The sequence below is a fragment of the Paenirhodobacter hankyongi genome, assembly GCF_003664585.1.
In the GTDB taxonomy this organism is placed as follows: domain Bacteria; phylum Pseudomonadota; class Alphaproteobacteria; order Rhodobacterales; family Rhodobacteraceae; genus Rhodobacter; species Rhodobacter hankyongi.
This window is the reverse complement of the sequence record NZ_RCHI01000004.1, coordinates 151,375-164,919: the sequence shown is the minus strand read 5'-3', so window position 1 is coordinate 164,919 and position 13,545 is coordinate 151,375. Positions and strand designations below refer to the sequence as shown.

Below are 13,545 nucleotides of genomic sequence, written 5' to 3'. Positions count from 1 at the left end.
GCGTTTTCCGTTTCTCAGAAGCTGTAGCCGAAGCGCGCGATATCCTCGGCGCAGATCTGCGCCACGATCTCGGCCTCGCGGTCGCCGTAATAGGGCCGCCAGTCCTGCCCCCGCTCCGAGGCATTCGCCCGTTCAAGCGGCGTGATGCGAAAGCCCAGATGCGCCTCGAGCGGCGCGGCATCCTCCTCGAGATGCTCGAGCCGCAGGAAGGCGCGGGCGCAGTCGGTGCCGTCCGCCAGCCGCAGATAGCTGCCATAGGGCGCGCCACCGATCGAGGCCCGGGTGAAGGGATGGGCGAGGAAGGCCCCGAAATCGAGCGTCTGCGCCAGCGTGACCGCCGGATGCGCGAAGTTCTGCCCCTGCAGCCAGGCGTAATAGCTGACCATCCGGTCCCAGGGGTTGCGCACCAGCGTGAAGGTGAACCAGTCGCGTGCCTCGACCTCGGTGTAAAGCCCCACGCCCTCGGCCAGCGTCGCGTGTTTCCACAGCCGCCCGGCGGTCTGCACGCCCGCAAGCCGCCCGCGCCGGCGCCGCGCCTTGGGGGTGTCGCCGACCAGGATGTCCTCGGCCATCGCCCGCGCCTCGAGCGCCAGCGCAAGCGCCGTGCCCCCGGTCTTGGGGATATGGACGAAGATGAAACGGCGGCCGGGCGAGACGATCATGGCCCCAGCCTAGCGCCTTGGTGCGGGCGGCAGAAGGGGGTCCGGCCCCCCGCGCCGGCTGCTAGCGCAACCACAATATGACGTAACGTAAACTTTCGCGTGACGTGCACCGCGCCCCCTTCCCTTTCGCGCAACAGTTGCCAATGATCGCGGAAATTTTGCGGAATATTTCACAATCTGACGACCGGGGAGGAGAACCGATGGGTTGGCTTGCAGACGAAACAGGGCTCGACAAATGCGCGGCGAACTTCGTGCCGCTGACGCCGCTGTCGCATCTGAACCGCGCGCTCGAGGTCTTTCCGGAGCGCACTGCGCTCGTTTACGGCACCACCCGCCGCACCTATGTCGAGTTCCACGCCCGGGTGAGCCAGCTCGCCTCGGCGCTGAAGGAGCGCGGCATCGTCCCGGGTGACGTGGTGGCGGCGATCCTGCCCAACACCGCCCCGCAGGTCGAGGCGCATTTCGGCGTGCCCGCCTGTGGCGCGATCCTGAACGCGATCAACACCCGCCTCGACGTCGACACCGTCACCTATATCTTCGAGCATTCCGGCGCGAAGATGGTGCTGTGCGACACGCAGTTCCTGAAGCTTGCCGAAGATGCGGTGAAGCAGATGCACGGCACGCCGCCGCAGATCATCGAGGTCGCCGACCCCGAGCATGGCTTCGCGGCAGGCGGCCATTACCTCGAATATGAAGAGCTGGTCGCCATGGGCGATCCGATGTTCGACTGGATCATGCCCGAGGACGAGTGGGAGAGCATCGCGCTCAATTACACCTCGGGCACCACCGGCAAGCCGAAGGGCGTGGTCTATCACCACCGCGGCGCCTATCTCGCCACCATGGGCAACGCGATCTCATGGCAGATGCAGCTCTACCCGGTGCTGCTGACCATCGTGCCGCTGTTCCACTGCAACAGCTGGACCCACCCGTGGATGATGCCGATGCTGGGCGGCACCACGGTGTGCTGCCGCGACGTCACCGCGAAGGCGATCTATGACGCGATCGCCGACGAGGGCGTGACCCATTTCGCCGGCGCGCCGATCGTGCTGAACACCATCATCAACTGCAAGGACAGCGACCGCCGCCCCTTCGACCATGTGGTCGAGGTGTTCACCGCCGGCGCCCCGCCGCCCGCCGCGACCCTTGCCGCGATCGAGCCCCTGGGCTTCAACGTGACGCAGGTCTATGGCCTGACCGAGGTCTACGGCCCCGCCACCGTCTGCACCTGGAAGCCCGAATGGAAGGGCATCGAGGGCGAGGAGCGCGCCGAGATCAAGGCCCGCACCGGCGTGCTGATGCCGATGATGGAAACCATCACCGTGCATGACCACGGCCACGAGGTCGCCCGCGACGGCGTCCATCTGGGCGAGATCGTGATGCGCGGCAACTCGGTGATGAAGGGCTATTTCAAGAACCCGCAGGCGACGCAGGAGGCCTTCGAGGGCGGCTGGTTCCGCTCGGGCGACATCGCCTTCATGCACCCCGATGGCTATATCAAGATCACCGACCGCGCGAAGGACATCATCATCTCGGGCGGCGAGAACGTCTCCTCGGTCGAGGTCGAGGGCGTGATCGCGGCGCATCCCGCCGTGTCGCTCGCCTCGGTCGTGGCCAAGCCCGACGAGAAATGGGGCGAGGTGCCCTGCGCCTTCGTCGAGCTGAAGGAAGGCGCCACGGTCACCGACAAGGAGATCATGGCCTTCTGCCGCGAGCGCCTCGCCGGCTTCAAGACGCCGAAGCGTGTGGTCTTCGCCGATCTGCCCAAGACCTCGACCGGCAAGATCCAGAAATTCGAGCTGCGCGCCGTCGCGAAGCTGCTCGATTGACGGGATCGCCTCCGCGAAGCGCAGGACGGGGGGCTTCGGCCCCCCGCTCTTCTTTCGGCCCTGCGATTGACCCCGGACCCCGATTCGCTATCCTGCCCGAAACAAGGCAGACCCGGACCGGATGACCGCACTCAAGCAATTTCTGAGGCTCGAAGCCCCCGGCATCTGGCGCGAGGGGCCCGAGGCTCAGCGACGCGCGGTGATCATCTCCTTCGGTGACGCGACGCTGGTGATCGCCGACGATCGCTCGGCGCGGGCGCTCGCGCATTGGTCGCTCGCGGCACTGGTGCGGCTCAACCCCGGCAAGCGGCCCGCGCTTTATGCCCCCTCCGAGGAACCGGGCGAGGAGCTCGAGATCGAGGACACGACCCTGATCGACGCGATCGAGAAGGTGCACCGCGCGATCGAGGCCCGCCGCCCGCATCCGGGCCGGCTGCGCGGGATACTGACCGCGGGCGCGATCGGCGTCGTGGTGCTGGCCGCCCTCTTCTGGCTGCCCGGCGCGCTGACCGCACAGGCCGCCCGCGTCGCGCCGCTGGCGAAGCGCACCGAAATCGGCCGCGCCGTGCTGGTCGAGCTCGAACGCGCGACAGGCGCCGCGGCCTGTCATTCGAAGGCGGGCGATGCCGCGCTTGCGGCACTGGCCGAGCGCCTGCCCGACACCGCGCAGGTCGCCGTGTTGCCGCGCGGGCTGACCGGCGGGCGGCGCCTGCCGGGCAAGATCGTCGCGCTTGGCCGCGACACCATCGCCGGCCCCGACACGCCCGAGGTTGCCGCCGGCGCGGTGATCGAGGCGAACCTCGCCGCCGCCGGGCACGACCCGCTGCTCGATTTCCTCCGCTGGGCGGGGGTGCGCGCGGCCTTCAGCCTGCTCGTCACCGGGGACCTGCCCCGCGATGCGGTCTCGGGCTATGGCGCGCATCTGCTCGACACGCCGCCGCCGCTGCCGCCCGAGGGGGCGCTGCTGGCGGCCTTCGGCGCGGCGGGGGTATCCTCGACGCCCTGGGCCTATGCCCGCGACGCCTCGGGTGAAAGCGTGCTCGGCCTGATCGAGGCAGACCCGTTCAAGGGCCGCCCCGCGCCCGAGGCGGTGCTGGCCGACGAGCAATGGGTGGCACTGCAGGGGATCTGCGACTGACGAAAAAAGGCGGCCCGAAGGCCGCCTTTTCTATCCCGAGAGGACGATCGCTCAGCGCAGGATCGCGTCGCCGAAGCCCGCCGCGCGCACGCTGCCAAGCGCCGTGCCGGCATCGCCACCCGGCATCGGGCCGGCATAGACGATGGTCATCGGCTTGCCCGAGCGGGTGATCCGCGCGCTCGACACCGGCAGGCCAAGGGCGCGCAGCCGCGCCTTCGCGGCCTCGGCATTGCCCGCCACCCCGAAGGTGCCGACCTGCACATAGCGCGCGGCCGAGGCGACCGGTGCCGGCGCGACCGGCGCCACCGACTTCGTCGAGGGCCGGGCCGCAACCGGCAGCACCAGCGGTTGCTGCACCGCCTCGCGATACTGCACCATTGGCGTCGACACGATCACCCGCGCGCTGGCGGGGGTGGTGGCGGTCAGCGTCTGTGCCGGCACCTGATTGGTCCAGACCTGCGCCTGCTGCACATCGCCCGTGCTCGCCCGCGGGCCACGATAGGGGTTCAGCCGGCCGTCATCGAAAGCGGGCTTGTACCCCGAGGGGCCGACCTTCGTCGCCACGATCACCGGGGCGAGCGTCGTCGGCCCCGCCGGGTGGCGCAGATAGACCGCATCGGGGGCGGGTGCCAGCGTGCCCTGATAGGGGCTGGAGGCGGAATAGCCCTGCTGCGGCGTCATCGGCACCGGCGCGATCGGCTGGGCCACCGGCGCGCGCGAGACGCGTGGCGCGGCGACGGCGCGGCTCGTCCCGGCAACCGGCGTGGTCGAGGCGACGACCAGCCCCGGCACCGCGGCGCGGTTGATGAAGCCCACCGGGTCCTCGGTCTGCGGGCCGCAGCGCACCACGCTGCGCCCGTCCGACAGCGTATAGCGCTGCGCGACCGGCGACAGGTTCGGACAGGTGGTGGTGGCGCCCTGCACCGTCTCGGCGGCGAGAATGGTCACCGGCGCGCCATAGGGGGCCGGGGTCACCGCGGGCGCCGTCGCAGCCGTGCCGCTCCACTCGCCACCCAGGGCATAGGGCGAGACATAGCGGCCGGGCGCAGGGGCCGCAGCGATCTTGACCGGGCCGGGGGCCGGCGCGGCCACCGGGGGGGCGGGCATCGCGACCGGCGCCGGGGCCGGCATTGCCGCACGGCCGATCCGCGGCGGGGTATTGGTGAGCGCAATGGTCGGCATCGGCCGGCCCACGCCGGGCGTCGGCTCGAACGGCGAGTCTGCGCGCATCGGCCGCGCCGGAGCGGCGGCGACCTTGGCCGGAGCGGGAACAGGAGCCGGCGCGGAGGGCGTCGGCGCCGTGGCCGGCGCGCTCTTCGCCACGTCGAGGACCGGCGCCCCCGCGGCCAGCGACGGCTTGTAGCCGCACAGCTGCTTGCGGTCGCGGCCGATCCGCGGCACCCAGTTCACGCTGCCGCCATAGCCCGCCCGGACGAAGACGCAGCCGGCACTGTCGACATACTGGCGCCCCGAGAAGGAGGCTGGCGGAAATTCGGCCGGCCCGTTGGTCTCGAGCCCGGCCCATGCCGCCGGAGCCCCAAGCACCGCCAGCAGAAGCGTCGTCGTCAGAACCCCGCCAAACCGCATCATTTCCCCCAAATCACCTATCAGGGAAAATGACGCAGGATTGTCTGCGAGTAAAGGAGAAAGGCCTTATTTTGTGCCGAACATGCGGTCGCCCGCATCCCCTAGGCCCGGCACGATATAGCCGTGATCGTTGAGGCATTCGTCGATCGAGGCGGTCACGATCGGCACATCGGGATGCGCCTCGCGCATCCGCGCGATGCCCTCGGGGGCCGCGAGCAGGCACAGGAAACGGATGTTCTTCGCACCCTGCGCCTTGATCAGATCGACCGCCGCGACCGAGCTGTTGCCGGTGGCCAGCATCGGATCGACCACGATCACCATCCGGTCCTCGAGCATGTTCGGCACCTTGCAGTAATACTGCACCGGCTGCAGCGTCTCGGGGTCGCGGTAGAGGCCGACAAAGCCCACGCGCGCCGCCGGGATCAGCTCGAGGATACCGTCGAGCAGGCCATTGCCCGCCCGCAGGATCGAGATCAGCGCGAGTTTCTTGCCCTCGAGGATCGGCGCTTCCATCTTGCACAGCGGCGTGTCGATCGTCTTCGTCGTCAGCTCGAGCCCGCGGGTGACCTCATAGGCCAGAAGCAGGCTGATCTCGCGCAGCAGCTGGCGGAAACCCGCGGTCGACGTGTCCTTCTCGCGCATCAGCGTCAGTTTGTGCTGCACCAGCGGGTGGTCGACCACCGTCACGAATTCGTCCATGGCATCCCTCAGTCTTGTTCTTGCAAAAAGCTGTGCCCGGGGCCCGCGGCGCGCAAACCGAGATGCGCCGCGACCGAGGCTCCGACGTCCGAATAGGCCACCTGCCCCACCGACCGCAAGCCGACACCATGTCCCAGCACCGGCACCCGCTCGCGGGTGTGGTCTGTGCCGTGCCAGCTCGGATCGTTGCCATGGTCGGCGGTGAAGATCGCCAGATCTCCCGGCCGCAGCCGCGCGAGGAAGCGTCCGGCCTGCGCATCGAACCATTCAAGCGCCCGGGCATAGCCCGAAACATCGCGACGGTGGCCATAGAGGCTGTCGAACTCGACGAAGTTCGCGAAGGTCAGGCTGCCCTCCTCGGCCTCGCCCGCCAGCCGCTGCAGATGGTCCATCAGGTCGGCGTCATTCTTGCCCTTGTGCAGCGCGCTGATGCCGCGATGGCTGAAGATGTCACCGATCTTGCCGATCGCATGGGTGGTGCGGCCGGCGTCATAGGCCCAGTCGAGCAGCGTCGGCGCCGGCGGCTCGATTGCGAAATCGCGCCGGTTCGGGGTGCGCACGAAATTGCCCGGGCGGCCGACGAAGGGCCGCGCGATCACCCGCCCGACCTTCATCGCATGCAGCCGCGGCGCGATGTCACGACACAGCTGCAACAGGCGGGCAAGGCCGAAGGTCTCTTCATGGGCGGCGATCTGGAACACGCTGTCGGCCGAGGTGTAGCAGATCGGCCAGCCACTGCGCATGTGCTCCTCGCCGAGTCGCTCGATGATCGCGGTGCCGGGGGCGTGGCAATTGCCCAGGATCCCCGCGGTGCCGGCCTGCGCGGCGACGAAATCGACCAGATCGGGCGGAAAACTGTTCTCGACCTGGGGGAAATAGTGCCAGTCCCAGGGCACCGGCACGCCGGCCAGCTCCCAATGCCCCGAGGGCGTGTCCTTGCCCTTCGAGACCTCGCTCGCCGCGCCCCAAAGCCCGCGCGGCGGCGCGCCGAGCCCGGGCGGGCACAGCCCCGAGGCAAGCGTCACCGCGGCGCCGAGCCCGAGCGCATCGAGATGCGGCACCTTCAGCGGGCCCGAGCGCCCCGCCTCGGCCCGCCCCGCAGCACATTCCGTGGCGATATGACCCACGGTGTTCGCTCCGGTATCGGGTTCGCCATCGTTGAAGAAGCGCGCGGCATCGGGTGCGCCGCCGATGCCGACGCTGTCCATCACGATCAGGAAGGCACGGGTCATCTCACACATCCTCCGGGCCGATGCGGCCATGGATCAGCGGCGGCTCCTCGGGCATGTCCGCGCTCAGCCCATAGGCCGCGCGCACTGCCGCCACCGCCGCCTCGGCCCTGTCGGCCGTCGTCGCATGGACAAGGGCGAGGGGCTCGCCCGCGTCCATCTCCTCACCGATCACCGCAAGGCCCGACAGCCCGACCGAGGGGATGATCCGGTCGGTGCCGACGAGCCGCCCGCCGCCCAGCCGCACCACCGCCTCGCCAAGCGCGCGCGCATCGACCCGCGTCACGAAGCCCGCGCGTGGCGCCGGCACCGGCACCAGAACCGGCGCCGAGGGCAGCCGGTCGGGATAGCGCTCGACGAAATCGAGCGGCCCGCCAAGCGCCGCGACCATCTTGCCGAAGACCTCGGCCGCGCGTCCGGTCTCAAGCGCATGGTCGATCATCGCCGCACCGTCGTCCATCGTCTCGGCCTTGCCCGCAAGCACCAGCGCCTCGCCGCCCAAGGCCGCGGTCACGTCCCACAGCGCCTCGTTCACCGCCGATCCGGTCAAGGTCTCCATCACCTCGATCACCTCGAGCGCATTGCCCGCCGAATGGCCAAGGCTCTGGCTCATGTCGGTGATCAGCGCCGAACAGCGGCAGCCCGCCCCGTTTGCGGTGGCGACGAGGCTGCGCGCCAGCGCCTCGGCATCCTCCATCTTCGCCATGAAGGCGCCCGAGCCGACCTTGACGTCGAGGACCAGCCCGTCGAGCCCGGCAGCGAGCTTCTTCGACAGGATCGAGGCGGTGATGAGATCGATCGACTCGACCGTGCCCGAGATGTCGCGGATGCCGTAAAGCCGCTTGTCGGCGGGCGCGATCTCGTCGGTGGCGCCGACGATCGCACAGCCGACCTCGGCCACCACCTTCTTCAGCGCCTCGACGCCGGGCAGCGCGCGATAGCCCGGGATCGTCTCCATCTTGTCGAGCGTGCCGCCGGTGTGACCGAGCCCGCGCCCCGAGATCATCGGCACGAAGACGCCACAGGCCGCCAGTGCCGGCGCAAGCAGCAGCGAGACGGAATCCCCGATGCCGCCGGTCGAATGCTTGTCGATCACCGGCCCGGCCAGATCCCAGTCAAGCACCTGCCCCGAGTCGCGCATCGCCCGCGTCAGCGCCACGCGCCCCTCGGTGCCGATGCCCTTCAGGAACACCGCCATCGCGAAGGCCCCCGCCTGCGCGTCCGACACCGCCCCCGAGGCCAGTCCCGCGGCGAACCAGGCGGCGGCCTCGGCCGTCAGCCCCTGCCCGTCGCGCACGCCGGCAATGATCAAGCGCGCCTCCATCAGCACTTGTCCATGTGGCTTGCATCGAAACGGCCGGGCAGCAATTCGCCGATCGTGGTGTCAAACCGCGCGCCCGAGGTGGTGGCGAGCGTCACCGGCGTCTCGGCCCGACCGAACTCGGCCAGTTTCTGCCGACAGCCACCGCAGGGCGGCACCGGGGTCGGGCTGTCGGCGATCACCGCCACCTCGACAAGTTCGGTCTCGCCCGCCGCGACCATCGCCGCGATCGCGCCGGCCTCGGCGCAGGTGCCCTCGGGATAGGCGACATTCTCGACATTCACCCCGCGATAGACCGCCCCCGACTTGCCCCGCACCGCCGCACCCACCTTGAATCGCGAATAGGGCGCATAGGCGTTCTCGCGCACGTCGCGCGCCAGTTCGACAAGGGACATCGGGGCCTCCGGGGGTGATTTGTCCAAACGGTTCAACTCGCCCGAAGCTTGCGCCGCCTCCCGAAGCGATGCAAGCCGCCATGCAGTGCGCGGGATGCCCCCTTGCGGCCTTGCGCCGACGGGCCTATTTGCAGCGTCAGGCCAAATAGTTTAAAGCTAAACCAGTTTCAGGGAGGCCCTCATGGACGAGTCACGGCACGAACCCGCGCGTCATCCCGCGCTCGACTACCACGAATTTCCGAAGCCCGGGAAGCTCGAGATCCGCGCGACAAAGCCGCTCGCCAACGGCCGCGACCTGAGCCGCGCCTATTCGCCGGGTGTGGCCGAGGCCTGCCTCGAGATCAAGGCAGATCCGACGACCGCGGCGCGCTATACCGCGCGCGGCAACCTCGTCGCCGTGGTGACGAACGGCACCGCGGTGCTGGGCCTCGGCAACATCGGCCCGCTTGCCGCGAAGCCGGTGATGGAGGGCAAGGCGGTCCTGTTCAAGAAATTCGCCAATATCGACGCCTTCGACATCGAGCTGAACCAGCCCGACCCGGAGAAGCTGGCCGAGATCGTCTGCGCGATGGAACCCGCCTTCGGCGCGATCAACCTCGAGGACATCAAGGCCCCCGACTGTTTCATCGTCGAGAAGATCTGCCGCGAGCGGATGAACATTCCGGTGTTCCACGACGACCAGCACGGCACCGCGATCGTGGTGGGCGCGGCGGCGACCAACGCGCTGCGGATCTCGGGCAAGCGCTTCGACGAGATCAAGATCGTCTCGACCGGCGGTGGCGCGGCCGGCATCGCCTGCCTGAACATGCTGCTGAAGCTGGGCGTCAAGCGCGAGAACGTCTGGCTGTGCGACATCCACGGCCTCGTCTACGAGGGCCGCGCCGAGGACATGAACCCGCAAAAGGCGGCCTATGCGCAGAAATCCGACCTGCGCACGCTCGATGACGTGATCGCCGGCGCCGACATGTTCCTCGGCCTCTCGGGCCCCGGCGTGCTGAAGCCCGAACATGTGGCGAAGATGACGGCGCGCCCGATCATCTTCGCGCTGGCGAACCCCACCCCCGAGATCCTGCCCGACGAGGTGCGCTCGGTCGCCCCCGACGCGATCATCGCCACCGGCCGCTCGGACTTCCCGAACCAGGTCAACAACGTCCTGTGCTTCCCCTTCATCTTCCGCGGCGCGCTCGACGTCGGCGCGACGACGATCAACGACGAGATGCAGCTTGCCTGCATCGAGGGCATCGCGGCGCTTGCCCGCGTCACCACCTCGGCCGAGGCGGCGGCGGCCTATCGCGGCGAGAAGATGACCTTCGGTCCCGACTACCTGATCCCGAAGCCCTTCGACCTGCGGCTGATCGGCGTCGTCTCCTCGGCGGTGGCGAAGGCCGCGATGGAGACCGGCGTCGCCACCCGCCCGATCGAGGACCTCGCCGCCTACAAGCGCGCGCTCGAGGGCTCGGTGTTCAAGTCGGCCCTGCTGATGCGCCCGGTGTTCGAGGCAGCCGCCACCGCCTCGCGCCGGATCATCTTCGCCGAGGGCGAGGACGAGCGCGTGCTGCGCGCCGCCCAGGCGATGATCGAGGAGACCACCGACCGGCCGATCCTGATCGGCCGCCCCGAGGTGATCGAGGCGCGGCTTGACCGCATCGGCCTGCCGCTGCGCCCGGGCACCGATTTCGAGGTCGTCGACCCGAACAACGACCCGCGCTATCGCGATTATTGGGAGACCTATTACCGGCTGATGGCGCGGCGCGGCGTCACCCCCGACCTCGCCCGCGCGATCATGCGCACCAACACCACCGCGATCGCCGCGATCGCCGTCCATCGCGGCGACGCCGACAGCATGATCTGCGGCACCTTCGGGCAATATCTGTGGCACCTGAACTATATCCGTCAGGTGCTGGCGCGCGACGGGCTGCACCCGGTCGGCGCGCTCAGCCTGATGATCCTCGAGGACGGGCCGCTGTTCATCGCCGATACCCATGTCCACCACGAACCGACCCCCGAGGAGATCACCGCCGCGGTGATCGGCGCGGCGCGGCACGTGCGCCGCTTCGGGCTGGCGCCGAAGGTGGCGCTGTGCTCGCACAGCCAGTTCGGCAACCTCGACATCGACTCGGGGCGGCGGATGCGGGCGGCGATGGCGCTGCTCGACGCACGCGAGCCCGATTTCGCCTATGAGGGCGAGATGCACATCGACGCCGCCCTCTCGCCCGAGATCCGGCACCGGCTGATGCCCGAGAGCCGGCTCGAGGGCGCGGCGAACGTGCTGATCTTCGGCAATACCGACGCCGCCTCGGGGGTGCGCAACATCCTCAAGGCAAAGGCCGATGGGCTCGAGGTCGGTCCGATCCTGATGGGGATGGGCAACAAGGCGCATATCGTGACCCCCTCGATCACCACCCGCGGGCTGCTGAACATCTCGGCCCTCGCCGGCACGCCGGTCGCGCATTACGGCTGATCCCGGCCGGCGCGGGGCACACGCGCTCCGCGCCGGATGCAAAGCGAAGAAACTTTGCAAATTGCGTTATGCCGCTCACGCGGCATCAACAAAATCCACTGCTTTGCAAAAGTTTGCGCAAGCATAGGCCGAGGAACTGCAAAATTTTCCGGTCGGAATGTCGCATTCCCCGGTAACAATCTTGCAGGAATCTCTTAGCCTCCGTAACAAGAAATCCAGCTTGGAGGAGGCATACAATGGCATACAAGGACGTCTACGCTGCCTGGCAGGCCGACCCGGAAGGGTTCTGGATGCAGGCGGCGGAGCAGATCGACTGGGTCGAGAAACCCACGAAGGCGCTCTTCGACGAGAAGGCCCCGATCTACGAATGGTTCTCGGATGGCATGGTCAACACCTGCTGGAACGCGGTCGACCGCCATGTGCTGGCCGGTCGCGGCGACCAGATCGCGATCATGCACGAAAGCCCGATCACCCATTCGACCAAGGGCATCACCTACAAGGAACTGCAAAAGCGCGTGGCCTCGCTTGCCGGCGCGCTGCGCATGCGCGGCGTCGAAAAGGGTGACCGCGTCATCATCTACATGCCGATGATCCCCGAGGCGCTCGAGGCGATGCTGGCCTGTGCCCGGCTCGGCGCGATCCACTCGGTGGTGTTCGGCGGCTTTGCCGCGAACGAGCTGGCCGTGCGCATCGACGACTGCACGCCGAAGGCGATCATCGCCGCGTCCTGCGGGCTCGAACCGAACCGCGTCGTGCACTACAAGCCCCTCCTCGACGAGGCGATCGACATCGCCACCCACAAGCCCGAGTTCTGCGTGATCTTCCAGCGCGAGCAGGAAGTGGCGAAGCTGGTCGAGGGCCGCGACTTCTCCTGGCACGGCTTCCAGTATGGCGTGCGCCCGGCCGAATGCGTGGCGGTCGAGGGCAACCACCCGGCCTATATCCTCTACACCTCGGGCACCACCGGCGCGCCGAAGGGCGTGATCCGGGCGACCGGCGGCCATCTCGTCGCGCTGAGCTGGACGATGAAGAACATCTACAACATCGAGGCCGGCGACCGGTTCTGGGCCGCCTCGGACGTGGGTTGGGTCGTCGGCCACAGCTACATCTGCTATGGCCCGCTGATCGCCGGCGCGACCACCGTGGTGTTCGAGGGCAAGCCCGTCGGCACGCCGCACCCGGGCGTGTTCTGGCGGGTGATCCAGAACAACCGGATCAAGAGCTTCTTCACCGCGCCCACCGCGCTGCGCGCGATCCGGCGCGAGGACCCGAACGGCGACTGGATCAAGCGCTACAAGCTGCACGAGATGCAGGCGCTGTTCCTGGCCGGCGAGCGCGCCGACCCGGACACGGTGAAATGGGCGCAGGAGCACCTCGGCGTGCCGGTGATCGACCACTGGTGGCAGACGGAAACCGGCTGGGCGATCGCCGCGAACCCGCTTGGCATCGAATTGCTGCCGACGAAACTCGGTTCGCCCTCGGTGGCGATGCCGGGCTATGACGTGCAGATCCTCGACGAGGGCGGCCACCCGATGAAGGACGGCGAACTGGGCGCGATCGCGATCAAGCTGCCGCTGCCTCCGGGCACGCTGCCGACGCTGTGGAATGCCGAGGAGCGCTTCAAGAAGAGCTACCTCAGCCACTTCCCGGGCTATTACGAGACCGGCGACGCGGGCTACAAGGACGAGGACGGCTATCTCTATATCATGGCGCGCACCGATGACGTGATCAACGTCGCGGGGCACCGGCTCTCGACCGGCGCGATGGAGGAGGTGCTCGCCTCGCACCCCGATGTCGCCGAATGCGCGGTGATCGGGGCGGCGGACGAGCTGAAGGGGCAGACCCCGATCGGCTTCCTGTGCCTGAACAAGGGCTGCACCCGCGACGAGAAGGCGATCGTGCGCGAATGCGTCGCCCTGGTGCGCGACCTGATCGGCCCGGTCGCGGCGTTCAAGACCGCGCTCGTCGTCGACCGGCTGCCGAAGACCCGCTCGGGCAAGATCCTGCGCGGCACGATGGTGAAGATCGCCGACGGCGAGCCCTACAAGATGCCCGCCACGATCGACGACCCGGCGATCCTTGACGAGATCACCGCGGCGCTGAAAGCGATCGGCTACCCCGCCAGCTGACCGTGCCGGCGGAGCCCGCGCGACGGGCTCCGCCGCTTTCCGTCACGTTGCACGACGGAAAGCCACATTTTCCCCGTAACATTATTTCCGGATTCTGT

10 protein-coding genes are annotated in these 13,545 nt (G+C 68.7%); 4 read left to right on the top strand and 6 right to left on the bottom strand.

The genetic code is table 11. The features are described 5' to 3' along the window. Window positions 1–14: 14 nt before the first annotated feature. A complete protein-coding gene (locus DYS74_RS05810) occupies window positions 15–662 on the bottom strand; it encodes a sulfotransferase family 2 domain-containing protein (protein WP_121531837.1) in 648 nt (215 codons plus the stop codon). 200 nt (window positions 663–862) lie between these two features. On the opposite strand from DYS74_RS05810, the gene DYS74_RS05805 reads away from it, so the two are divergent. Then, window positions 863–2,488 (top strand): AMP-binding protein, encoded by a 1,626-nt coding sequence (locus DYS74_RS05805; protein ID WP_121531835.1) that lies wholly within the window; start codon window positions 863–865, stop codon window positions 2,486–2,488. Between the two features lie 121 nt (window positions 2,489–2,609). Beyond that, window positions 2,610–3,626 (top strand): hypothetical protein, encoded by a 1,017-nt coding sequence (locus DYS74_RS05800; RefSeq protein WP_121531833.1) that lies wholly within the window; start codon window positions 2,610–2,612, stop codon window positions 3,624–3,626. 51 nt (window positions 3,627–3,677) lie between these two features. On the opposite strand, the gene DYS74_RS05795 is transcribed toward DYS74_RS05800, so the two are convergent. The 5 genes from DYS74_RS05795 to DYS74_RS05775 all read right to left on the bottom strand — a co-directional run bounded on the left by DYS74_RS05795 (window position 3,678) and on the right by DYS74_RS05775 (window position 8,857). After that, window positions 3,678–5,216, bottom strand: coding sequence for an SPOR domain-containing protein (locus DYS74_RS05795; protein ID WP_121531831.1), 1,539 nt, complete (start codon window positions 5,214–5,216; stop codon window positions 3,678–3,680). 63 nt (window positions 5,217–5,279) lie between these two features. Further along, window positions 5,280–5,912 (bottom strand): uracil phosphoribosyltransferase, encoded by a 633-nt coding sequence (upp, locus tag DYS74_RS05790; RefSeq protein ID WP_121531829.1) that lies wholly within the window; start codon window positions 5,910–5,912, stop codon window positions 5,280–5,282. Between the two features lie 8 nt (window positions 5,913–5,920). Next, complete coding sequence (locus tag DYS74_RS05785) at window positions 5,921–7,144, bottom strand: phosphopentomutase (protein ID WP_121531827.1); 1,224 nt, start codon at window positions 7,142–7,144, stop codon at window positions 5,921–5,923. Between the two features lies 1 nt (window position 7,145). Further along, window positions 7,146–8,465, bottom strand: coding sequence for a thymidine phosphorylase (locus DYS74_RS05780; protein ID WP_121531826.1), 1,320 nt, complete (start codon window positions 8,463–8,465; stop codon window positions 7,146–7,148). Further along, the gene (locus tag DYS74_RS05775; RefSeq protein ID WP_121531824.1) at window positions 8,465–8,857 is read right to left on the bottom strand and encodes a cytidine deaminase; all 393 of its coding nucleotides are present in this window, start codon (window positions 8,855–8,857) and stop codon (window positions 8,465–8,467) included. Before DYS74_RS05775 ends, DYS74_RS05780 begins: the two co-directional genes overlap by 1 nt. Before the next feature lie 181 nt (window positions 8,858–9,038). Here DYS74_RS05775 and DYS74_RS05770 point away from each other — a divergent pair, with 181 nt between their 5' ends. Together DYS74_RS05770 and DYS74_RS05765 are read left to right on the top strand one after the other, a co-directional pair. After that, the gene (locus DYS74_RS05770; RefSeq protein ID WP_121531822.1) at window positions 9,039–11,318 is read left to right on the top strand and encodes an NADP-dependent malic enzyme; all 2,280 of its coding nucleotides are present in this window, start codon (window positions 9,039–9,041) and stop codon (window positions 11,316–11,318) included. 236 nt (window positions 11,319–11,554) lie between these two features. Further along, on the top strand, window positions 11,555–13,447 hold the full coding sequence (locus DYS74_RS05765) for a propionyl-CoA synthetase (protein WP_121531820.1): 1,893 nt from the start codon (window positions 11,555–11,557) through the stop codon (window positions 13,445–13,447). The last annotated feature ends 98 nt before the right edge of the window (window positions 13,448–13,545 follow it).

Bases quoted from the DNA above. Each gene is read 5' to 3' on its own strand.
- DYS74_RS05785 (WP_121531827.1), bottom strand. From the start codon at position 7,144: ATGACCCGTGCCTTCCTGATCGTGATGGACAGCGTCGGCATCGGCGGC.
- DYS74_RS05795 (WP_121531831.1), bottom strand. From the start codon at position 5,216: ATGATGCGGTTTGGCGGGGTTCTGACGACGACGCTTCTGCTGGCGGTG.
- DYS74_RS05780 (WP_121531826.1), bottom strand. From the start codon at position 8,465: ATGGAGGCGCGCTTGATCATTGCCGGCGTGCGCGACGGGCAGGGGCTG.
- DYS74_RS05770 (WP_121531822.1), top strand. From the start codon at position 9,039: ATGGACGAGTCACGGCACGAACCCGCGCGTCATCCCGCGCTCGACTAC.
- DYS74_RS05805 (WP_121531835.1), top strand. From the start codon at position 863: ATGGGTTGGCTTGCAGACGAAACAGGGCTCGACAAATGCGCGGCGAAC.
- DYS74_RS05810 (WP_121531837.1), bottom strand. From the start codon at position 662: ATGATCGTCTCGCCCGGCCGCCGTTTCATCTTCGTCCATATCCCCAAG.
- DYS74_RS05765 (WP_121531820.1), top strand. From the start codon at position 11,555: ATGGCATACAAGGACGTCTACGCTGCCTGGCAGGCCGACCCGGAAGGG.
- DYS74_RS05800 (WP_121531833.1), top strand. From the start codon at position 2,610: ATGACCGCACTCAAGCAATTTCTGAGGCTCGAAGCCCCCGGCATCTGG.
- DYS74_RS05775 (WP_121531824.1), bottom strand. From the start codon at position 8,857: ATGTCCCTTGTCGAACTGGCGCGCGACGTGCGCGAGAACGCCTATGCG.
- upp (WP_121531829.1), bottom strand. From the start codon at position 5,912: ATGGACGAATTCGTGACGGTGGTCGACCACCCGCTGGTGCAGCACAAA.